Annotated in this window: 17 protein-coding genes; 5 read left to right on the top strand and 12 right to left on the bottom strand. The window is 68.5% G+C overall.

Annotated features, from left to right (window positions below; all coding sequences use genetic code 11):
- Window positions 1–5: 5 nt before the first annotated feature.
- On the top strand, window positions 6–1052 hold the full coding sequence (locus tag H536_RS0103590) for a glycosyltransferase family 4 protein (protein ID WP_029702670.1): 1047 nt from the start codon (window positions 6–8) through the stop codon (window positions 1050–1052).
- On the top strand, window positions 1049–2242 hold the full coding sequence (locus H536_RS0103585; RefSeq protein ID WP_024349161.1) for a glycosyltransferase family 4 protein: 1194 nt from the start codon (window positions 1049–1051) through the stop codon (window positions 2240–2242). Before H536_RS0103590 ends, H536_RS0103585 begins: the two co-directional genes overlap by 4 nt.
- Here the strand turns inward: H536_RS0103585 and H536_RS0103580 are convergent.
- Both H536_RS0103580 and H536_RS0103575 read right to left on the bottom strand, forming a co-directional pair.
- The gene (locus H536_RS0103580) at window positions 2230–3195 is read right to left on the bottom strand and encodes a glycosyltransferase family protein (protein ID WP_244495393.1); all 966 of its coding nucleotides are present in this window, start codon (window positions 3193–3195) and stop codon (window positions 2230–2232) included. The two genes, H536_RS0103585 and H536_RS0103580, sit on opposite strands and share 13 nt — an antisense overlap.
- Before the next feature lie 64 nt (window positions 3196–3259).
- Window positions 3260–4108 carry an SDR family oxidoreductase gene (locus H536_RS0103575; RefSeq protein WP_024349159.1) on the bottom strand — a complete coding sequence of 283 codons (849 nt, stop codon included), beginning with the start codon at window positions 4106–4108 and terminating at the stop codon, window positions 3260–3262.
- Window positions 4109–4346: 238 nt separating this feature from the next.
- On the opposite strand from H536_RS0103575, the gene H536_RS0103570 reads away from it, so the two are divergent.
- Window positions 4347–5474: a siderophore-interacting protein gene (locus tag H536_RS0103570; RefSeq protein WP_024349158.1), complete on the top strand. Its 1128-nt coding sequence runs from the start codon at window positions 4347–4349 to the stop codon at window positions 5472–5474.
- 58 nt (window positions 5475–5532) lie between these two features.
- On the opposite strand, the gene H536_RS0103565 is transcribed toward H536_RS0103570, so the two are convergent.
- The 7 genes from H536_RS0103565 to H536_RS0103535 form a co-directional block, all read right to left on the bottom strand.
- Window positions 5533–7278 (bottom strand): ABC transporter ATP-binding protein, encoded by a 1746-nt coding sequence (locus H536_RS0103565; RefSeq protein WP_024349157.1) that lies wholly within the window; start codon window positions 7276–7278, stop codon window positions 5533–5535.
- Between the two features lie 121 nt (window positions 7279–7399).
- Window positions 7400–8326: a cell envelope integrity protein TolA gene (gene tolA, locus H536_RS23105; protein ID WP_155898369.1), complete on the bottom strand. Its 927-nt coding sequence runs from the start codon at window positions 8324–8326 to the stop codon at window positions 7400–7402.
- Between the two features lie 4 nt (window positions 8327–8330).
- A complete protein-coding gene (gene exbD, locus H536_RS0103555; protein WP_024349155.1) occupies window positions 8331–8798 on the bottom strand; it encodes a TonB system transport protein ExbD in 468 nt (155 codons plus the stop codon).
- 4 nt (window positions 8799–8802) lie between these two features.
- Window positions 8803–10008 (bottom strand): tonB-system energizer ExbB, encoded by a 1206-nt coding sequence (gene exbB / locus H536_RS0103550; protein ID WP_029702666.1) that lies wholly within the window; start codon window positions 10006–10008, stop codon window positions 8803–8805.
- A 163-nt stretch (window positions 10009–10171) separates the two neighbouring features.
- Window positions 10172–10948, bottom strand: a complete 777-nt coding sequence (locus H536_RS0103545) for an ATP-binding cassette domain-containing protein (protein WP_024349153.1) — start codon at window positions 10946–10948, stop codon at window positions 10172–10174.
- Entirely contained in the window at window positions 10945–12930 is a 1986-nt protein-coding gene (gene fhuB, locus H536_RS0103540) for a Fe(3+)-hydroxamate ABC transporter permease FhuB (RefSeq protein ID WP_024349152.1), read from the bottom strand. The genes H536_RS0103545 and fhuB overlap by 4 nt, the downstream gene beginning before the upstream one ends.
- The gene (locus tag H536_RS0103535) at window positions 12927–13835 is read right to left on the bottom strand and encodes an ABC transporter substrate-binding protein (RefSeq protein ID WP_024349151.1); all 909 of its coding nucleotides are present in this window, start codon (window positions 13833–13835) and stop codon (window positions 12927–12929) included. The genes fhuB and H536_RS0103535 overlap by 4 nt, the downstream gene beginning before the upstream one ends.
- Window positions 13836–14121: 286 nt before the next feature.
- Here H536_RS0103535 and H536_RS0103530 point away from each other — a divergent pair, with 286 nt between their 5' ends.
- Entirely contained in the window at window positions 14122–16314 is a 2193-nt protein-coding gene (locus H536_RS0103530; RefSeq protein WP_029702664.1) for a TonB-dependent siderophore receptor, read from the top strand.
- Window positions 16315–16413: 99 nt separating this feature from the next.
- Here the strand turns inward: H536_RS0103530 and H536_RS0103525 are convergent, their stop codons facing one another.
- The 3 genes from H536_RS0103525 to H536_RS0103515 form a co-directional block, all read right to left on the bottom strand.
- On the bottom strand, window positions 16414–17307 hold the full coding sequence (locus H536_RS0103525; protein WP_024349149.1) for an NAD-dependent epimerase/dehydratase family protein: 894 nt from the start codon (window positions 17305–17307) through the stop codon (window positions 16414–16416).
- Window positions 17308–17450: 143 nt separating this feature from the next.
- Window positions 17451–18449 (bottom strand): ABC transporter permease, encoded by a 999-nt coding sequence (locus tag H536_RS0103520; protein WP_024349148.1) that lies wholly within the window; start codon window positions 18447–18449, stop codon window positions 17451–17453.
- A 66-nt stretch (window positions 18450–18515) separates the two neighbouring features.
- Window positions 18516–19256, bottom strand: coding sequence for an ATP-binding cassette domain-containing protein (locus H536_RS0103515; protein WP_024349147.1), 741 nt, complete (start codon window positions 19254–19256; stop codon window positions 18516–18518).
- A gap of 689 nt (window positions 19257–19945) precedes the next feature.
- Between H536_RS0103515 and H536_RS0103510 the strand changes: the two genes are divergently transcribed.
- On the top strand, window positions 19946–20941 hold the full coding sequence (locus H536_RS0103510; protein WP_024349146.1) for a substrate-binding domain-containing protein: 996 nt from the start codon (window positions 19946–19948) through the stop codon (window positions 20939–20941).
- Window positions 20942–21068: the final 127 nt, after the last annotated feature.

The raw sequence follows: 21068 nt of genomic DNA, 5'->3' as shown, positions 1-21068 counted from the left end.
CGGCGATGAAACCGCTTCGAGTCGCTCAGGTCGCCCCTAACATTTTTCCTACGCCCCCGGATCTGTCCGGCGGGACGGAACGGATCGTTCACGATCTGTCCAAGGCGTTGGATTCACTGGGGGTCTCCGTCACCCTCTTCGCCCCCTCCGACAGCAGGTGCGACATTCCGCGCATCGGCACGCTGCCGAGCCTCAAGGGGCTGGAAGAGCGCCACGGGGCGGTGCCGCCCTCGATCCCGCAGGTTCTCGAGGCGGTCCAGATGGAGGAATTGCGCAGACGGCTAAGCGATTTCGACATCGTCCACTGCCATGGCGAGTTCTTCCATGCGGCGCTCTTGGGCGAGCGGCGGCGGCATTCGCTGACCACCATTCACTGGCGTGTCGACGAACTCGACCGGGAGCTGTTCTTCGCGGCCTTCCCCGACCTGCCTGTGGCCGGCATCTCGCAAAGCCAGCTCGACCGGATTCCGGCCGCCAACCGCGCCGGCGTGGTGCATCATGGCCTCGACGAGAGCCGCTATCGCGCAGGGCCGGGCGACGGGGGCTATGCCGCCTTCGTCGGCCGGATGACCGACCAGAAGCAGCCGGATGCCGCCATCCGCATCGCACAGGCTGCGGGCATGCCGATCCGGCTGGCCGGGGCCGTCGACGTCGGCAATCCCACCTATTTCGACGAGAGGGTCGCGCCGCTGCTCGGCGGGGACGCCCGGTTCGTCGGTCCGGTGGACGATGCGGGCAAGCAGGCACTGCTCGGGGCGGCGACGGCGTTGCTGTTTCCCATCGACTGGCCCGAACCCTTCGGCCTCGTGATGATCGAGGCAATGGCCTGCGGCACGCCGGTGATCGCCTTCGACCGGGGCTCGGTGCCCGAGATCGTCGAGGATGGCGTCACCGGCTTCGTGGTGCGTGACGAGGCCGAGGCGGCGGCGGCGCTGCGGAAAATCGGCACTCTCGACCGTGATGCGATCCGTGCGCGCTTCGAGGCGCGGTTCACCGCCAGGCGGATGGCGGAGGATTATCTGCGGCTCTATCGCGAGCTTCTGGCCCGATGAGCCGGCTTCGCACCGCGCTGATCGCCTGGGACTATCCGCCGAGCGCCAGCGGCCTTGCCGTCGCCGCCCGCGAGATCGCCGAAAGCCTCGCGGCGGCCGGCGCGGAGGCCCATGTCTACACGTTGGACCGGCAGGGCAGCGAAGTGATCGGGGGCGTGCGGGTGATCGGCTGCCTGCCGCCCGAAGGCGGGGCCGGCCCCTGGCTGCGGCGACGGGCAGCGATCGGCCATCTGGTGGCGCCGCGCTGGTTCGCGGCCCGCATCGCGGCGGATCATCGACAGAGGCCCTTCGACTGCCTGGAGGCGACGAACTGGTACGCGCCGGGGGCGTTCGCCAGCCGCATCCCGGACCTGCCCTTCGTCACCCGCCATTCCACCCCGGCGATCTCGACCGGGGCCATCTCCGGCGGCCTGCGCGATCGGTTCGACGGGCGCTATGCCTGCCGGCTGGAGGCGGCGACCGCCCGGCGCTCGGCCGGCCATATCTTCAACACGCAAAGCCATGGCGAGAAGGTGCGGGCCCTCTACGAGCTCGACGCGGCCTCGCCGCAGGCGGTCATCGGCCTGTCGCTGCCGCCGGAGCGTCTGGCGCGCGCGGCCGGGGCGCCCTATCCGCCGGCGGGAGAGGAGCTGCGCCTGCTCTTTGTCGGCCGCGTGGAGGCGCGCAAGGGCTTCGATTGCCTGATGGGGGCGCTGTCGATCCTTGCCGACGACGTCTCCACCGGAGCGTTGCCGCACTTCCGGCTCGATCTCGTCGGGATCGGCGCGGAAGAGCTGCCGCCTCTCGACGATCGCGCCCGGTCCTGCCTCATGCTGCACGGCCGGCTCGACGACGCTGCGCTCGATGCGGCCTACCGGGAGGCCGACCTGGTCGTCGCGCCATCGCGCTACGAATCCTTCGGCCTCGTCTACCAGGAGGCGCTGGCCTTCGGGCGACCGGTGATCGGGCTGTCCGCGGACCCATCCGCCCGTCAGGTCGTCGGCGACAGTGGGGCCGGTCTCCTGGCCGCCGACGCCTCCGGCGCGGCCCTTGCCGATGTCCTGCGCCCGGCCCTGGGCGATGCCGACCTGCGCCTGCAACTCCATCGCCGGGCGGTGGCGGCGGCGGGGCGCTTTACCCGCAAAACGCTCGGCAAGGAGACGCTGGCGCTCTACGAAGCGGCGAGGGCGTTCCGGCGTCAGTCGGCATAGGGCGTCAGCAGCGCGTCGCGCTCGAACAGGCGGCCCTTGCCGGGCTGCAACGCCTCGTAGCGCTCGGAGCGTCGTTCGACATGGGCCCGGGACAGATGGTGCTCGATGACGAGGTTCGGGGCGATGAAGCTGTCGCGCCAGCCGCCGGCGAGTGCCGGCCGTTCATGCACCTTGCCCGCGTAGCACACGGAGCGACGGTTCAGGCGGTACTGGATGTCGGGGAAGAGGTCGGCGAAGACTCCGTCCACCCGGTTGCGGCGCGCCAGCCCGACGGAGAGGCTACCGCCCGCGTCGGCAAGGGCCGCGACATGGCCGAGGGTCGCGAGCGCTTCCCCCTCCACGGTTTCGTCGGCGTCAAGCTGCAGCACCCAGTCGTGCCGGGCCATCTCCTGTCCGGCATTGCGCTGGGCCGCGAAATCGCCGGCGAGGGGTCGTTGCAGAATGCTGATCGTGTCGGGCCAGTCGGCCGGCGGCATGAGGTCGGCCGCGGCCGGTTCGTCGACGACGAGGCAGAGATCGTCGAGGACGCTGGCGACCGGGCCGAGCTGATCGCGCAGATTGCTCAAGTCGCCGGGACGGCAGATGACGACGAGCGAGACCGGGACCGCCGGAGACGCGGCGAGCGGACGGAGGTCGGCGATGGCCGGGCAGTCCGTATAGGGATTGCGCAGGGCTGCCCGCTGTTCGTCGCCTACGGGACTGGCGACGAACCCACGTGACAGCGCCAGTGTCCGTGCGCTGTAGCTTTCGACGAAGAACGGATCGTTCGGCGCAAGGATGAAGCGCTCGCCGCCCAGGCGGGCATCGATCAGGGCCGGCAACCGCCCCGATGCGAGGGCGTCCACGTCTGCGAGAAGACCGCAATGGCCGCATTCGCGCCAGGCCGCATCATGGCGGGCGGCGCGTTCGGTGACCCGCATGTCGCGGGCGCGGCAGACGGGACAACGCGGCAACCGTTTCTCTGGCGCAGCGGCCATCGGAACCGTGCCTCGTGTCCCGTCCGGGAGCGTCACGCCGTCAGGCCCCGACGATGTAGCCACCATTCGGGTGAAGGACCTGGCCGGTCATGTAGGAGGAGTCCTGGCAGGCGAGGAACAGCACGGACGGGGCGATCTCGTTGGGCTGCCCGGCCCGCTTCATCGGGGCCTGCTCGCCGAACCCCTCGACCTTGTCGGCCGGCATCGACATGGGAATGAACGGCGTCCAGACCGGCCCCGGCGCAACACCGTTCACGCGGATCTTGCGGTCGAGGAGGTTGCTGGCCATCGAACGGGTGAGGGCGGTGATCGCACCCTTGGTGGAGGAATAGGCGATCAGGGAATCGTTCCCCTTGTAGCTGTTCACCGAGGTCACGTTCACGATGGCCGCGCCGTCCGGCAGGTGATCCAGTGCCGCCTGCATCATGTAGACATAGCCGTAGACATTGGTCTCGAAATGCTTGGCGAGCTCGGCCTGCGAGAGGTTCTGCAGGTCGTTCTCCTCCATCTGGTGGGCGGCGTTGTTGACCAGCACGTCCAGCCCGCCGAACGCCTCGACGGTCCGCTTCACGGCGTCGGTGCAGAACGCCTTTTCGCGCACGTCGCCGCGGATCAGCAGGCACTCGGCGCCCTCCGCCTCGATGGCGTTCTTCGTCTCCTCGGCGTCCTCGTCCTCCTCAAGATAGAGGATTGCGACATTGGCCTTCTCGCGGGCGAACAGCACCGCCGAGGCGCGCCCGATGCCGCTGTCGCCGCCGGTGATCAGGGCCACCTTGCCGTCCAGCCGCCCGGAGCTCGGGTAGCGGGGCATGTAGTCCGGCGCCGGCGTCATCTCGGTCTCGCGGCCCGGCGTGGCGTCCTGGTGCTGGGCGGGAATGGAACTCGTCATCTGGCTATCCTTCTGTTCGACGTCCGCTTTTGGGGGGAAGACGCAGAAGGCCGGCGGTCCGTTCCCTCGTTGGTCTCTCGAACTTGACTATGAAAGTCATGTTATTATACCCGCCCTGACGGGGGCAAACACGGGGAACGGACATGACCGACATTCATCGGAGCGGCATCGGCTGGTCGAAACGGCCGTGCAGCATCCGCGTCCGGTCCTGTGCGGCGGTCCGGTTTCGAGGCCTCACATGGTGACGTCTCGCGTGCCCGACGGTGACGACGACCCCGCGCGCGACGCGGAAACCAAGTTCTGCGCCGCGGTGGAGATCGCCACCCAGACCCCCGCCGGCTTCCTCGATCATCTCGCCGGCATTCTCGCCGATCACATGCCGCCGTCCCGCCAGCCGGGCGACGGTCTGGCGCTGGACCTCTATGGCGCGCGGGCGCGGATCGAGGGCCGGGGCGAGGCGCTGGCCGCCTGCGCCGATGCCAGCGACCGCGGCGCGCTTGCCAACATGAAATATCTCATCGCCTGGAACATGCGCGAATTCTTCGGCCCCGATGTCGAGATCGCATGGTCGGGCGACGGCGAGGGCACGTCCGAGCTGCCGCAGTTCCGCGAAATGCGGGTCGTCGATGCGTGGCAGGTGACGCCGAAGCTGCGCCGGGTGCGCCTGACCGGCCATGATCTGGCGCGGTTCCAAAGCGGCGGGCTGCACATCCAGATCTTGATCCCGCCGAAGGGGCGCAAGCCGGTGTGGCCGAGTGCTGTGCCGTCGGGCATTCCGGCCTGGCCGGAAGGCGAGGACAAGCTGGTGCTGCGGACCTACACGATCCGTCACATCGACCCCGGTGCCGGCTTCGTCGACATCGATATCGTGCTGCATGACGGCGAAAGCCCTGGGTCCGACTGGGCCCGCACCGTCCGGCCCGGCGATCCGGTGGGAATGATCGGTCCGGGCGGCGGCGGCGCGGTCCCGGCCGAGCGCATGTTGCTGGCCGGCGACGAGACCGCCCTGCCGGCGATCGCCCGGATGCTGGAGGAAATGCCGGCCGATGCCGTCGGCACGGCGATCATCGAGGTCGAGGATGCCGGCGAGATCCAGCCGCTCGCCCATCCGGCGGGCTTCGAAGTGGTCTGGCTGAACCGCGAAGGCCGGGCTGCCGGGACGACAACGCTCCTGGAAGAGGCCGTCGTGGCGCTCGACTGGCCGTCGGAGGCCGGTACGTCGGTGTGGATCGGCTGCGAGTTCAAGGCGTTCAAGCGGCTGCGCCACCATTGCCGCCGCCATTGGGGCCTGAAGGCGCGCGACCATCTGGTCGTTGCCTACTGGCGCGGCGAGGCCGAGCCGGCGGCCGGCGGCGTGCATCGCTAGCCGTAGAGGCATCTTCCGAACGGCCTGAGAGGGGCGGGCCGCAGCCCGCCCGGACCTGTCATTCCGCTGCGAGGATCGCCGGCCGCAGGACGTCCTGTTCCTGCGCCAGCACCAGCCGGCGATACGCTCCGTCCTGCTGCAGCAAGGCGTCATGCGCCCCCTCCTCGACGATCCGGCCGGCCTCGACGACGACGATGCGGTCGGCGTGGCGGATGGTCGACAGGCGGTGGGCGACGACCAGCGTGGTGCGGCCCCTGGCGAGCTCGGCGAGCGCTGTCTGGATGGCGCGCTCCGTCGCCGTGTCGAGCGCCGAGGTCGCCTCGTCGAGGATCAGGATCGCCGGATCCTTGAGGAACATGCGGGCGATGGACAGCCGCTGCTTCTGGCCACCCGACAGCTTCAGGCCGCGCTCGCCGACGATGGTCTCAAGGCCGTCCGGCAGGCGCTTCACGGTGTCGGCGAGATGGGCGCGTTCCAGCGCCTCCCAGATCTGGGCGTCGCCGGCATCGAGCCGCCCATAGGCGACGTTGTCGCGGATGGTGCCGCCGAACAGGAAGACGTCCTGCTGCACGACGCCGATATGGCTGCGCAGCGCCGCAAGCTGCATGTCCCGGATGTCGATGCCGTCGATGGTGATGGCGCCCTCGACCAGATCGTAGAAGCGCGGCACCAGCGCGCAGATCGTCGTCTTGCCGGCGCCGGAGGGGCCGACGAAGGCGATCGTCTCGCCGGCCTTCACCGACAGGTCGATGCCGTTCAGCACCGGGTGGCCCGTCGAATAGGTGAAGTGGACGTTCGAGAAGCGGATGTCGCCGGCGAGCCTGTCGACGGCGCGGGCGCCGGGCCGGTCGACGATGTCGGGCTCGGTGTCGAGGAAGTCGCAATAGCGGCGGAAGCCGGCAATGCCCTTCGGATAGCTCTCCAGCACGGCGGCGATCTTCTCGACCGGGCGGAAGAACACGCCGACCAGAAGCAGGAAGCCGACGAAGCCGCCATTCGTCAGGTCGCCCTCGATGACGTAATAGGTGCCGGCGACCATGACGATCACCTGGGTCAGCCGCATCGACAGGTAGTTCAGCGACTGGCTGACCGACATGATGCGATAGGCGTCCAGCTTGCGGCCGCGATATTGTGCGTTGTCGCGGGCAAAGAGCGCGCGCTCGTGATCCTCGTTGGCGAAAGCCTGGACGACTCGAATGCCGCCGACATTCTCCTCGATGCGGGCGTTGAAGGCGCCGACGCTGCTGTAGATCGCGCGCCAGGTGTCGGTCATGCGGGCACCGTAGCGCACGGTCAGGATCGTGCCGACCGGCACGACGATGGCGGTGATCAGCGCCAGCTCGACATGGACGAACAGCATCAGGACGAAGGCGCCGAGGAAGGTCATCACCGCGATGAACAGGTCCTCGGGCCCGTGATGGGCGATCTCGCCGATCTCCTCCAGATCCTTGGTCAGCCGGCCGACCAGATGTCCGGTCTTCTGGTTGTCGAAATAGCCGAAGGAGAGCTTTTGCAGATGGTCGAAGGCGCGGCGGCGCATCTCCGTCTCGATATTGATGCCGAGCATGTGGCCCCAATAGGTGACGACGGCCATCAGGCCCGTATTGAGCAGATAGATCGCCAGGAGCCCGATCGCCGCGGCAATGATCAGGTTCCATTCGCCGCTGGGCAGCAGCGTGTCGATGAACACCTTCACCGCGATCGGGAAGGCGAGCTCCAGAAGGCCGGCCAGCACCGCGCAGCCGAAATCGAGAACGAACAGGCCGCGCCACGGGGCATAATAGGAAAAGAACCGCGCAAGCATCGGGGCCTCGTCTTCATCTCTGGAGCGCCGTGACGGACGACACGGCGGCTGCCGCGGCGCCCGTCCGGTCGCGTGTTTCTTCGATTGGGGCGGGCACGCCGGTCCGCGCGGCAATGCGAGCTTACCGGAAGCGGATCGGCACCGTCAGCGAAACCCCCTTGCCGCCGGGCGGCGCGGGGAACGGGCTGGCCCGTCGCAGCAGCGAGACCGCCGCATCGTCGAGGATACGACCCGCCGAACGGGCGACCCGCACCGAGGTGACGCGACCGTTGCCATCCATGCGGAAGGAAACCGTCACGGTGCCGGACCCGCCGCCGCGCGGGCTGCGCTTGTAGCGGTTGAGCCGGGCTTGCACCGCGTTGCGCCAGCTTGTCAGGGCCGAGCGCGAGACCGTCGCTCCTTGCGAGACCTGCCGCTGCTTGCGCCCCTTGGTGGCGGTCGAGGGCGGCGGCGCGGCCTTCTTCACCTGCCGTCGCTGCTTCTTGCGCTCGACCTTCTGGCGGGGCTTGCGCGGCTTGATCTCCTGCTTCTTCTCGCGCACGGCCTGCCGGACCTTGGGCGGCGGTGTCGGGCGGAAGGTGGGCACCGGCACGACATCCGGCGCCGCCTCGACGACGGGCTCCGGTTCGGGCGCGGGCTCAGGCGTCGGCTCGGGCTCCGAGACCTCCGGTTCCTCGACTTCGGGAGGGACAGGGTCGGGGGTCGGCTCGGGCTCGACCTGCTCTTCCGGCTCAGGCTCAGGCTCGATTTCGGGCTCCGGCTCCGGCTCGGGCGTCTCGACCTCGGGCGGCGGCTCGGTGGCTTCCGGCTCGGCGACGGCTTCGGTGGAGGCGATGTCGGGGGTTGCCGCGGGCGCAGCGAGTTCGATCAGGATCGGCGCCTGCTCGTTGCCGGCCGGCGGCTCGTCGGGAACCCGTGCGAGCACCGCATAGGCGACGACGCCATGGGCCGCGACCACGAGCAGCGCCGCCAGCGGCCAGCGCACGAGGCCGGCGCGCAGTGGCCGGGTGCCGTCGCCGAAGGGGATGCGATCGCCGTGGCGGGCCATGGGCTCAGGTCCGTCCCGCGGCTGCCGCCCCGGCGGCGCCGGCGCCTGCATCCTCGAGGCCGACGAGACCGATCTTCAGATAGCCGGCGGTCCGCAGCTGGTTCATCACCTCCATCAGGTCGCCATAGGCAATGGCGCCGTCGGCGCGCAGGAGAATGCGCTCGTCGCGATTGCCGCCGGTGGCGGCGTCCAGCCCTTGGGCCAGTGCCGCGGGATCGACCTCGTCGTCGCCGATCAGCAGCGTATTGTCGGCCTGGACCGTCAGATAGATCGGCTCGTCGGGCCGGTCCTGCGGCTCGGCGTTGGACAGCGGCAGGTCGACCGGCGCATCGACCGTGGAGAGCGGCGCGGCGACCATGAAGATGATCAGCAGCACCAGCACGACGTCGATGAAGGGTGTGACGTTGATCTCGGAGACTTCGCCGGCGCCGCCCAGATCGTCGCCGCCACCCTGGTTGAGGTTGATCCCCATCGGCCTACTCCGCGGCGGCCATCAACGGCGCCGCCTCCCGGGTCGTGTGACGACGGTCGAGGTCGCGCGACAGGTGCTGCAGGACCAGCGCCGAGCCGTCGGACAGGACGGCGCGATAGCCGGCGATGGAGCGGGCGAAGACGTTGTAGACGATGACCGCAGGAATGGCGGCGACGAGGCCGATGGCGGTGGCCAGGAGGGCCTCGGCGATGCCCGGCGCGACGACGGCGAGATTTGTGGTGTTGGCCTGACTGATGCCGATGAAGGAATTCATGATGCCCCAGACGGTGCCGAACAGGCCGACGAAGGGGGCGGTCGAGCCGATCGTCGCGAGAATGCCGGTGCCGCGGGAGATCGAGCGGCCGGCGCCGGCCTCGATGCGCGACAGCGCGACCGAGACGCGCTCCTTGATGCCCTCATCGGAGAGGTCAGCGGACCGTGCTAGCTCGGCCTCCGCGCTCTGGGCGAGGGCTGCCACGGGGCCGCGCCAGCGGCGGCGGTTCGCGGTCAGGGCCTCCTTCAGCGTCTCGGCGCGGGCGAGACGGCGCACGCCGACCCGTGCGCGGCGCTTGGCCAGCGCCAGTTCCATCGCCTTGGACAGGCCGATGGTCCAGGTGACCAGCGAGGCGAAGGCGAGGCCGATCATCACGGCCTTCACCACCCAGTCGGCGGCCATGAACATGCCCATGGGCGAAAGATCGTGGGGCAGCGCCGCGTTGCGTTCGCCGGGAGCGATCGGCGAAGCGGGTGCGAGGGCCGGCTCAGCCGACGGGGCGTCTGCGGCTGCTTCGGCGGGCTCGACCGGCGCTGTGCCGGCGGCCGGGACTGACGGCGCGGCTGTGGACGGAGCGGGCGCCGTGGCCTCATCCGTCATAGCGTTGTCCGGATCGGCCGCGGCGGGAGCGGCCGGCTGCGCTTCGGCAGGGGCTGCCGGCGTCGCTGGTATCGCCGGTGCTGCCGGTGCGGTTTGGGTTGCCTCGGTCTCTGCAGCGGGGGCCCCGGTCGGGGCTTCGGACGCGGCCCCGGGTGCTGCTTCAGGCGTTGCGGTCGGCGCCGGCTGGGTCGGCTCGGCCGCCGCGGGCGACTTGTCGAGGGCGTCCTGCGCCATGGCCCGATCCGCCACTTGCGGCGTCGCCACGACGGCGAGGGCCAGAGCGATTGCGATGGAAAGCCGGGGCAGGGCAGACCTGCGGGCAGAAAGATGGGTCATGATCGGCCGTTCGTCTTTCGGGCATTGCCCGGTCACTGTCCCGCCAGGACCGGCCGGACGCGGTCGGCTGCCGGGCACGGAAATGGGCGCGTTGCGCAGCGCTTAATATAATCTGATAGTAATAGTCAACTTTGCGCCCGGTGGTTGTCCACGGGTCTCCCACTCACCGTGCGAAGGCCAGTTTGCGGGTGCCGGAAGGCTCCGGCAGGACGTCCATCGGAATGCCGTAGATCGCCTCGAGGCAGGCCGGCGTCATGATCTGGGCCGGGGCGCCGCGGGCGACGAGATGTCCCTGTTTCAGCGCGATGATCTCGTCGCAGAAGCGCGCCGCCATGTTGATCTCGTGCAGGACGACGATGACGCCGACGCCGCGACGATCGCAGAGGTCGCGCACCAGCGACAGGACCTCGATCTGATGGGCGACGTCGAGGGCCGAGATCGGCTCGTCGAGCAGCAGATAGCCTGCATCCTGGGCGACCAGCATTGCCAGCCAGACGCGCTGGCGTTCGCCGCCCGACAGGCTTTCCACGAAGCGGTCGGCGAAGGCCGCGGTGTCGGTCAGCGCCATCGCCTCTTCGACCTTGTCCCGGTCGGCGGGGCCGAATCGGCCGAGGGCGCCGTGCCAGGGGTAACGGCCGAGCGCGACGAGTTCGCGCGCCAGCATGCCCGGCGCGAGCGGCGTGTGCTGGGGCAGATAGGCGATCCGGCGGGCAAGTTCCCGGTCACCCCATGCGTCGAGCGGGCGACCGTCGAAGCCGATGCCGCCGGTAGTGGGCCGAAGCTGGCGGGCAAGAAGTTTCAGGAGCGTCGACTTGCCGGAGCCGTTGTGACCGACGAGCCCGGTCACGGTGCCCTGGCCGAGTTCGAGGGACAGCGGCGCCAGCAGCGTGCGCGCTGGCACGCTGAGGCTGGCAGCGTCCAGGGTGAAGGCGGCGGTCATGATGTCGAACCTCTTCGGCCGAGAAGGATCAGCAAGACGGGGGCGCCGACGAGGGCGGCGACCAGCCCGGTCGGCAATTGGTAGGGAAAGGCGATGGTGCGGGCGAGGAAATCGGCGACCGCCATGATCGCGGCGCCAGCCAGCGCCGCGACGAGCAGCGTCGGCAGGGGACGGCGAATCCCCAGCATGCGGACGACATGCGGCGCCATCAGGCCGACGAAGGTCAGCGGTCCGATGATCGGCGTGGCGGCGGCGGTCAGCAGCGCGGCCAGCACCAGAAGGCAGGGCCGCGCATAGGCCAGCGGCACGCCGAGCGCGGCCGCCTGCCGGTCGCCGAGCGGCAGGATCGCCAGCCAGCGCAACACCGGCAGGCTTGCTGCGACGAGAACGAGGGTGGCGATGGCGACCGGGATCGCGTCGGTCATGGTCAGGCCCTGCGTCGAGCCGCCCATCCAGTCCACCAGGATGAAGGCGCGCGGGTCGCCGCCGGCCGCCAGCACCCCGACAAAGGCGTCGAGAAGGGCATTGAGCGCGATGCCGGCGAGAAGGATCGTCTCCGGGGAAAAGCCGGTGCGCCGGGCATAGAAGATGATCGCCACGAGGACGGCGAGCCCGCCGAGGCTGGTCACCAGGCTTTCGCCGAGAAGGCCGAGATCATCGAAGATGAACAGCGACAGGGCGAAGGCGAAGGCGGCGCCGGCGCTGACGCCCAGAACCTCCGGGCTCGCCATCTCGTTGCCGGTGAGGCGCTGCAGGATGAAGCCCGCCACCGCGACCATGGCACCGGCGGCGGCCGCCGCGATGAGGCGCGGCGCGCGCCAAGGCAGGATCTCCGCCCAGGCGTCCGGAGGCAGGATCTGCCAGGCACCGGTCGCATCGCGTCCGAGAAAGAGGACTGCGACGAGAGAAAGCGCGAGGGTCACGCAGAGGGCGAGCCTGAGGGCAGGAGAGAAGCGGGCGGCCGCCTGCGGGACGGAGGCTTCGAAGGGAGGGCGGACGCTGGCGCGCAGGCGCGGCAGCAGAAAGAGCAGCAGCGGCGAGCCGAAGATCGCGGTCACCGCGCCGGTCGGCAGGAATTCCGCCGAGACCCCCGACAGCAGCGTGACCGCGCAATCGGTCGCCAGCAAGAGGAGGGCGCCGATGATGCTCGACCAGACGAGTCGCTCGCCGAACTGCCGGGCGCCGGCCAGCCGCGCCAGGATCGGGGCAACAAGGCCGATGAAGCCGATGACGCCGACGGCGCTGGTCACGAAGCCGGCGAGGAGTACGGCAAGGCCGATCGCGCCGATCCTGATCCGGGTGACGTTCAGGCCGAGCGAGGCGACGCTGGCATCGCCGAGTTCCAGAAGCGACAGTGGCCGCACCAGCAGCCACGCCGGGACGACGAGAACGGCGAGCCGCATCGCCAGGTCGATGGTCGGCTGCCAGCTCTGCTGCGCCAGCGAGCCGGCGCCCCAGATGAACAGGCTGACCAGATAGCGGTCCTTGATCATGATCAGGATCGCCGACAGCGCGCCGCAGTACAGGCTGACGACCAGGCCGGCGAGAATCAGCGAGACCGCGGAAAAATTGCGCCGCACCAACATGAAGACGATCAGCGTCGAGGCGGCACTGCCAGCGATCGCCACCAGGTCGCGTCCGAAGCCGAAGAGGGCCGGCGCGAACAAGGTCGCCAGGGCCAGCGCCAGTCGGGCACCGGCATCGATGCCAAGCGTCGTCGGGGCGGCGAGGGGATTGCGCAGCACCTGCTGCAGGATCGCGCCGGATGCCGACAGGGCGCCGCCGCACAGCACCGCCATCGCAAGCCGTGGCAGTTCGGCATGAAGGAACAGGATGCGGGCGGGATCGTAGCCGCCGGTCGGCGCGCCCGCCCATAATTGCGCGATCGGGCCGGCGACTACAGCGACCGTCAGCACGGCGGCAACGAGGGCCAGCGCCGCGCTGAAGCGGGCCGGGCCGGTCAGGCTCTGCGACAGGATCATGCGGGGGCGCCGTCCCCGGCCTGGCCCGCCGGACCGGCGAGCGCCTCGGTAAGAAGCTCGGCAAAGCGCAGCGCCGAGGGCAGTGCGCCGAACATCAGCGTGGGCGGCAGCACGGTGACCTGCCCGGCCTTTACGAAAGGAAGCTGCCGCCAGAGCGGGCTGGCGCCGAGCGTCTGCATCAAGGTCGGCGGCAGCGGCTCGAAGGCGAAGAGCCGCACGTCGCGGGCGGTGGCCAGCGTCTCGACACCGACTGTTGCAAACCCCCAGTAATTGGTCTCGCCTTCATAGGCGTTGGTCACGCCGAGGCGGTCGAGGACGGACTGGTAGAGGCCATGCCGGCCGAAGATCCGCGCATGGCGCGTGTCCATGAAGGCGACGAGATAGACCGGCGGCAGGGACAGCGCGGCCAGCCGGTCCGCGCAGGCCGCGAAGGTCGCGTCGATCTCCTCCAGGAAGGCGTCGGCCGCGTCCTGACGTCCGGTGCGTTCGGCCAGGGTGCGCGTCACGTCGCGGGCGCGCTGCAGGGGATCGGTGCCCTCCTGATAGATGGTCAGGCGCTCGACCGGCGCGATGCGGGAAAGCGCCGTCTCCTGGCGCGCGACATAGTCGGTGGTGAGGATCAGGTCCGGCTCGAGCAGCGCGAGGCGCTCGAAATTCACCTGCAGGCTGGAGCCGAGATCGGCGACCCCCGCCGGCAGCGCCGGTTCGACGACCCACTCGTCCCAGTCGCTTGCGGCGGTCTGGGCGATCGGCGGGTGGCCGAGCGCCAGCAGGGTCTCCGTCAGCGCGTAATCGAGGGAGGCGATACGGGGACCGGCAGCCGGCAGCATCGTCGCCCGGGCGGTGCGAATGGTGGCGGCCGTTGCGGCGATTCCCCCCAGAAGCGCACGTCTGTCGATCACCATCGGGCCGCGGCCTTCGGTGTATCGTATTGATTGGCCTCAGAGATTTTAATCATTCCAAATTCAGTGTCTTTTTCGACACAGCCGCGACACAGTTCGCCGGCCCGGCCCTTCGGCATGTCTGTTCCGGCACCCGTTCAACCGCCTGATGCGCAGTCCATTCGTGCCTGCGACGGCGGTTTCGGCCCGTTCGAGCCTCATTCGCTTAATGTTGACTCTGCAATTCATGTTTATCTATCGCTCGGTCCGTTCCGAGGGCAAGGGGTCCTCGACAGAATGGATGTGCGACATGCGTAACTCACCGGCCGACCGAGGCTTTTCATCGAACGCGACCCGCCGGCTGGCGCGGTTCCTGTCCCTGTCGGCCGCGGGTCTCGCCCTCGCTCCGGGGCTGGCGCAGGCGCAGGACGCGCCGGTGGTGCTGGACACGGTGACGATCGAGGCGGCGGGCGGCGAGGCGGACGGCATGTTGGGCGGCGCGATTGCCGGGGCGGCAGGGGCCGACTACGCCGTGGACGGCTACGTCGCCGACACCACCGCATCGGCCACCAAGACCGACCTGCCGATCGTCAAAGTGCCGCAGATGGTCGCGGTGATCACCGAAGAGCAGCTCGACGATCGCAACGTCCAGTCGCTGACCGAGGCGCTGACCTATTCGGCGTCGGCGCGGGCGGGCGCCTTCGGCCTCGATCCCCGCTTCGATTCCTTCTACATCCGCGGCTTCGACGCGACCTATACGGGCGTCTTCCGCGACGGGCTGCGGGACTTCTCCAACAGCTTCCTCCTGAGCCAGGTCGAGCCTTACGGCCTGCAGTCGCTGTCGGTTCTCAAGGGTCCCTCCTCGGGCCTCTACGGCTCGGCCAATGCCGGCGGCATCATCGACTTGACGTCGAAGCGGCCGACCACGGAGAGCTTCCGCGAGATCGGCGCCGAATACGGCACCAACAACCGCTACCAGGCGACCTTCGACGCCTCGGGGCCGCTCGGCGGGTCCGGCTCGACCTTCTACCGGATGACCGGTGTCGCGCGCGATTCGGACACCGACAACCCGTTCGTGTCGGACGACGAGCTGCTGATAGCACCGGCGATCACCTATGCGCCGGATGCCGACACCAGCCTCACGGTTCTCAGCGAGTTGCAGCGGGTCCACACCGGCGGCACCGCCGCCTATGTCCAGGGCAACCGGGACGTGACCGACGTGCCCTATGCCGATCCGAACTTCAACGATCTCGACCAGACCCAGGGCCGCATCGGCTACGAGTTCGAGCAGCGCCTGTCCGACGTCTTCACCTTCCGCCAGAAGGCCCGCTACCAGGGCATGGATATCTACGGCGAGTATCTCTACCCGTATGGGGCGGCGGTGAACGGGGTGCTTGCCCGCGGCTCGGGCGTCGTGGCGCAGACGTTGCACGGCGGCGTCGCCGACACCCAGCTCGAGGCCAAGTTCGACACCGGCATCCTGCGGCACACCATGACCGGCGGCATCGACGGCTACTACACCGAGTTCACCAACAAGGAAGGCTACGGCACCGCGCCGTCCCTGAACCTTGCCAGCCTCGACTACAGCCGCGGCATCGACCGCCCTGACTATACGGTCGCCGAGGAGCAGACCCAGCGCCAGCTCGGCCTGTATCTGCAGGACATCATCGAGATCGACCGCCTGACCGTCGCGCTGGGCGCGCGCCACGACTGGGTGAAGACCGAGACGGCGACCGGCGCCCCCGGCAATCTCGGCGATGCGGAAGACCAGAGCGACGATGCCTTCACGGGCCGCGTCGGCGTCAGCTACCTCTTCGACAACGGCATTGCGCCCTATGCCAGCTACTCGACGTCCTTCTCGCCCAATATCGGCCTGAACCCGGACGGATCGGCCTTCGTGCCGACGACGGCCGAGCAGTACGAGCTGGGCGTCAAGTATCAGGTGCCGGACGTCAATCTGCTGGTGTCGGCCGCGATCTACCAGATCGAGCAGGAGAAGGGCGTCTTCCTGCAGCCGAGCGCCGATTTCTCGACCAGCGTGCAGGTGCAGCTCGACAAGCTGCGCAGCCGCGGCTTCGAAATCGAAGCAGCGGCGGGCCTCGCCGACGGGCTGAACCTGACCCTGTCCTATGCCTATCTCGACATGGAGATCATCGAGGGCGTGCCCGGCACCGAGGGCAACACGCTGTCCTCGCGCCCGCAGCACACCGCCGCGGCCTGGCTCGACTACACGGTGCAGAACGGCTTCGCGAAGGGCTTCGGCATCGGCGGCGGCGTGCGCTTCGTCGGCGAGAGCTTCGGCAACGACCGCAACAGCTTCAAGAACGATGCCCGGGCCTATGTCGACGCGGCGCTGCATTACGACGCGCAGGCGGTCGAGGGGCTGCGCGTGCAGGTGAACGCCACCAACATCTTCGACGAGGATGCGGCGCTGTGCACCGAGGGCTTCTGCTATGCCGAGCAGGAGCGCCAGGTCATCGGTAGCGTGCGCTACCGGTTCTGAGAACTCCGGCAAACGCAGCACGATATGGAAAAGGGGCGGCCCGGCGGGCCGCCCCTTTTCGTTGCCGGATGGGGGCCAGGGTCCCGTCGAGGCCGGCGATCAGACCGAGACGTATTTGCGCCAGTCGTGCTCCTCCTTGAAGCCGAGGACCTCGCGGATCTTGCGGTTCGACAGCGGCGCCTCGTATTCGCCGAGCTCCCGGGTGATCGGGATCTGCGGGCAATAGGTCTTCAGGAATTCGGCCGTCGGCATGGTGGCGGTGATGGTGTCGTTGGTGGCGTTGAACGCCTGGAAGCCCAGCCCGTCCCTGGCGATCGCCAGATCCACCATCTGGCCGAGATCGCGGGCGTCGATATAGCTCCAGGCATTGCGCTTGCGCGACATCGGGTCGGCGAGGAAGGCGGGGAACATGTCGTATTCGTGGGGCTCGATGACGTTGCCGATGCGCAGGGCATAGATGTCGGCGCCCGAGCGCATGGCGAAGGCGCGGGCCGTCTTCTCGTTCAGGACCTTGGACAGGCCATAGCTGTCCATCGGGTCGATGTCGTAATCCTCTTCCAGCGGGAAGTGGTGGAAATCCTTGTCGCCCTCGGCGAAGCAGACGCCGTAGGTCGTCTCGCTGGAGGCGATGACGATCTTGCGGATGCCGAGCTTCACCGCCGCCTCGATGACATTGTAGGTGCCCATCGTGTTGACGCGGAAGGTCTCGTTGTCCGGCCGGATCAGCACGCGCGGGATTGCCGCGAAATGCACCACGGCGTCGATCGGCGCGGGCCCGGTGCCGGTGGCGAATTCGTCGAGCCCGAAATGGCTGGAGAGGGCGTTGTACATCTGCCCGCTGTCGGTGATGTCGGCATTCAGGTTCTCGACGCCCTCATGCTCGAAGGGCACGAGATCGACATTCAGCACCTTGTGGCCCTTGTCGACGAGATAGGGGACGACGTGGCGGCCGGCCTTGCCGGTGCCGCCGGTGAAGACGATGCGCTTGCTCATTTCTGGAACTCCCTGTCGAAATCTCTTGGCGCCGGACGGAGGGCCGCCTCCGCGGCCATGGCACCCGCAAGGCCGCCGGCGCGCCTTCCGCCGAGTTGGGGCGGATCGGTCCCGCGGCCAGTGCGCAGTCCCGTTCCGGCCGGCTATTCCCGCAGTCTGAGATTGCGGATGCGGTCGAACAGCACCGCCAGGATGATCGCCCCGCCGATGAAGGCGCCCTGCCAGAAGGCGTTGATGCCGAGGAGGCCGAGACTGTTGCGGATCACCTCGATCAGCGCCGCGCCGACCAGGGCGCCGAAGGCGGTGCCGACGCCGCCGGCAAGGTTGGCGCCGCCGATCACCGCCGCGGCGATGACCTGCAGTTCCATGCCGGCGCCGATATTGGTCGTCACGGCCCCGAGCCAGCCGGTCTGGATGATGCCGGCGATGCCCGCGGTCAGCGCCGAGATCATGTAGACCGCGACCTTGATCGGGCGCACCGGGACGCCGGTGAGGGTGGCGGCATGCTCGTTGCCGCCGATCGCGAAGACATGCCGGCCGAACCGCGTCCAGCGCAGGACGAAGCCGGTGATCAGCGCCAGCACGACCATGTAGATGACCGGGTTGGCAATGCCGAAGAAGAACGCCCCGCCGCCCAGCGCCAGAAGCTGGTCGTGGTCCGGGCCGAACTCGAAGACCACGGTGTTGTTCGACACGACCATGGCGAGGCTGCGGGCCAGCGACAGCATGCCGAGCGTGACTACGAAGGGTGGAAAATCGAGATAGGCGATTAGGACGCCGTTGAAGGCGCCGACGAGAAGCGCCGTGCCGATGGCCGCGGCGATGCCGATCTCGATGGAATAGCCCGCATGCATGACCACGGCGAGGACCATCGAACACAGGCAGAGGACCGAGCCCACCGACAGGTCGATGCCGCCGCTGATGATGACCAGCGTCATGCCCAGCGCGATGATCGCGGTGAAGGTGACGTTCCGGCTGATATTGTAGAGGTTCCTGCTGGTGGCGAAGGAATCCGTCGCGAGGGACAGATAGAGGCAGGCGGCCAGGAGCGCGACGACGACCCAGAAGGTCTGGCTCGCAACCATCGAACTCAGCCAGCTCGGCTGCTTGTGTTCGACGGGCTGTTCCAGCGTGAAAGCCATGGGCGGTGTCCTGCAGGTCGGCGATGGGTGGGGCGAGCGGCGGTCGGTGGGGTGTGTCAGCCCGCCTCAGGCATGTTCGATGGCGCCGGTGATGAGCCCGGTCACTTCCTCAGGGGAGCTGTCGGCGACGGGCTTGTCGGCGACCTTGCGACCACGGCGCATGACGATGACCCGGTCGGCGACGGTGAAGACGTCCGGCATGCGGTGGCTGATCAGGACGACGGTGATGCCCTGGTCGCGCAGCCGGCGGATGAGGCTGAGCACCTCGGCAACCTGGCGCACGGAGATCGCGGCGGTGGGCTCGTCCATCAGGACGATCTTGGCATCGGACAGCCGCGTGCGGGCGATCGCGACGGCCTGGCGCTGGCCGCCGGACATCTTCCGCACCAGGTCGCGCGGCCGGGTTTCCGATTTCAGCTCGGCGAAGATCTCGGCGGCGCGCCGGTACATGCCGGCATAGTCGAGAATGGTGAACGGCCACACGCCGCGCCGCAATTCCCGGCCGAGATAGACATTGGCGGCGGCGGTGAGATTGTCGCAGAGGGCGAGATCCTGATGGACGATCTCGATGCCGTGTTCGCGGGCCTCGACCGGCCGGTGCATGACCAGCGGCTTGTCGTTCATGCGCAGGGTGCCGTGGGTGGGACGGAAATTGCCGGCGATCATCTTGACCAGCGTCGACTTGCCGGCGCCGTTGTCGCCCATCAACCCGACGACCTCGCCCGGCATCAGGGAAAAGGACACGTCGTTGACGGCGTGAATGGCGCCGAAATGCTTCGATATGTTGCTGAGTTCGAGAACCGACACGTCAGACCATTCCCCCCGTTTCCCGGCCGCCGTCTCCGTCCGCCTGCCGCCCGCCAACACGGCGATGCACCTGTTGCGACATCGATATTCCGCTAGGGAATATGGGCGCATACGGCGCATCTGTGCCGCGTTTCGAGGGCGATAAGGCACGCTCGGGGCGTCTCCGTCAACGACGCGCCGTAGCAATTTTGGGCGGAATCCCAGTTTTTACTTCGTCAGGAAAAATGCGGTTGACCGGTTTTGCGCCGCGCGCTTAGATGACGTTAATTCGCCGCGAGCAAGTGCGGCGCAATAACTTTCATGGTGCGGTGCAGTTGTTTGTTTTGCTGCCGCCCGACGGTTGTCGTCGGGTCGGCGCGACGCGATCTGCCATGGTCCGTGTGTCGGGATGGGAGCCTGGTCTCGTGAACAGGCAGGCTTGCTTCGGCGCGGTGCAGGCCGGGGCGAATTCGTTTGCGACGTGACCTTCGCTGGCCGGACGGGCGGCGCGGACATCTTCAAGGGCGCACGCGGGAGGCGCGCCCCGGATCGGCGGCCACGGGCCGACTGCAGGGGCCATCCGTTCGGTCCGCCTTCGTCCCGGGGCTTTCATCACGCAGCAGGTACCGGATTGCGGACGCAGCGCCGCAGCCGAAAGGGAGCCGTTGTCCTTCTTGCGAGAGGCGCGGTCCATCACTGGGGAGGACGACATGAGGAAACTGACGTTACTGGCCGCGGCAGCGGTGACGGCGCTGGCCGTCGGGGCGGCACCGGCGCTGGCCAAGAAGCAGCTGGTCATCGTGGTGAAGGGTCTCGACAATCCGTTCTTCGAGGCGATCAACCAGGGCTGTCAGAAGTGGAACGGCGAGAACCCCGATTCCGAATATGAGTGCTTCTACACCGGTCCCGCCTCGACGTCGGACGAGGCCGGCGAGGCGCAGATCGTGCAGGACATGCTGGGCAAGGCCGACACGGCCGCCATGGCGATCTCGCCGTCCAACGCCAAGCTGATCGCCCAGACCATCAAGATCTCCAACCCGACCGTGCCGATCATGACCATCGACGCGGATCTGGCCGAGGAGGATGCCGGCCTGCGCATGACCTATCTGGGCACGGACAATTACCTGATGGGCAAGCGGATCGGCGAATACATCGCCGAGGCGAAGCCGGATGGTGGCACGATCTGCTCCATCCAGGGCAATCCGGGCGCCGACAACATCCTGCGCCGCGCCCAGGGCATGCGCGACGCGCTGTCGGGCGAGGAAGGTCTTCCGGCACTGGCCGGCGAGGGCGGCTGGACCGAGGTGGCCGGCTGTCCCGTCTTCACCAATGACGACGGCGCCAAGGGTGTCCAGGCGATGACCGACATCCTCGCCGCCAATCCCGACCTCGATGCCTTCGGCATCATGGGAGGCTGGCCGCTCTTCGGCGCCCCGCAGCCCTATCGCGATCTCATCGGCCCCTATGCCGAGCGGATCGCCAGCAACGACTTCGTCGTCGGCGCCGCCGACACGATCGGCGAAGAGGTGGCGATCGCCGGCGAAGGCCTCGTGACCGCGCTCGTCGGCCAACGGCCCTTCGAGATGGGCTATCTCGCGCCCTCGGTGATGATCGACCTGATCGAGGGCAAGGATGTCGATGACCCGGTCTTCACCGGCCTCGACGAATGCACCAAGGACACTGTCGACACCTGCATCCAGAAGTAACGCCGCACGGGAGGGCCGCTCGGGCCCTCCTTGTCGGTCCACTGGCCTGAGAGTCCGAACGGGCGCCTGCGAGTGATCGCGGATGCCCCGTTGCCTGTTGGGGCGAGCTTTTGCACCACGTGGAAAG

The sequence above is a fragment of the Aurantimonas coralicida DSM 14790 genome, from assembly GCF_000421645.1.
GTDB classification, from domain to species: Bacteria; Pseudomonadota; Alphaproteobacteria; order Rhizobiales; family Rhizobiaceae; genus Aurantimonas; species Aurantimonas coralicida.
Note: the sequence above shows the minus strand (reverse complement) of the source record. Positions and strands in the feature narration are given on the sequence as shown.

Coding starts and splice junctions, on each gene's coding strand:
- H536_RS0103590 (WP_029702670.1), top strand. CDS start 6: ATGAAACCGCTTCGAGTCGCTCAGGTCGCCCCTAACATTTTTCCTACG.
- H536_RS0103585 (WP_024349161.1), top strand. CDS start 1,049: ATGAGCCGGCTTCGCACCGCGCTGATCGCCTGGGACTATCCGCCGAGC.
- H536_RS0103575 (WP_024349159.1), bottom strand. CDS start 4,108: ATGACGAGTTCCATTCCCGCCCAGCACCAGGACGCCACGCCGGGCCGC.
- H536_RS0103570 (WP_024349158.1), top strand. CDS start 4,347: ATGGTGACGTCTCGCGTGCCCGACGGTGACGACGACCCCGCGCGCGAC.
- H536_RS0103565 (WP_024349157.1), bottom strand. CDS start 7,278: ATGCTTGCGCGGTTCTTTTCCTATTATGCCCCGTGGCGCGGCCTGTTC.
- tolA (WP_155898369.1), bottom strand. CDS start 8,326: ATGGCCCGCCACGGCGATCGCATCCCCTTCGGCGACGGCACCCGGCCA.
- exbD (WP_024349155.1), bottom strand. CDS start 8,798: ATGGGGATCAACCTCAACCAGGGTGGCGGCGACGATCTGGGCGGCGCC.
- exbB (WP_029702666.1), bottom strand. CDS start 10,008: ATGACCCATCTTTCTGCCCGCAGGTCTGCCCTGCCCCGGCTTTCCATC.
- H536_RS0103545 (WP_024349153.1), bottom strand. CDS start 10,948: ATGACCGCCGCCTTCACCCTGGACGCTGCCAGCCTCAGCGTGCCAGCG.
- fhuB (WP_024349152.1), bottom strand. CDS start 12,930: ATGATCCTGTCGCAGAGCCTGACCGGCCCGGCCCGCTTCAGCGCGGCG.
- H536_RS0103535 (WP_024349151.1), bottom strand. CDS start 13,835: ATGGTGATCGACAGACGTGCGCTTCTGGGGGGAATCGCCGCAACGGCC.
- H536_RS0103530 (WP_029702664.1), top strand. CDS start 14,122: ATGCGTAACTCACCGGCCGACCGAGGCTTTTCATCGAACGCGACCCGC.
- H536_RS0103525 (WP_024349149.1), bottom strand. CDS start 17,307: ATGAGCAAGCGCATCGTCTTCACCGGCGGCACCGGCAAGGCCGGCCGC.
- H536_RS0103520 (WP_024349148.1), bottom strand. CDS start 18,449: ATGGCTTTCACGCTGGAACAGCCCGTCGAACACAAGCAGCCGAGCTGG.
- H536_RS0103510 (WP_024349146.1), top strand. CDS start 19,946: ATGAGGAAACTGACGTTACTGGCCGCGGCAGCGGTGACGGCGCTGGCC.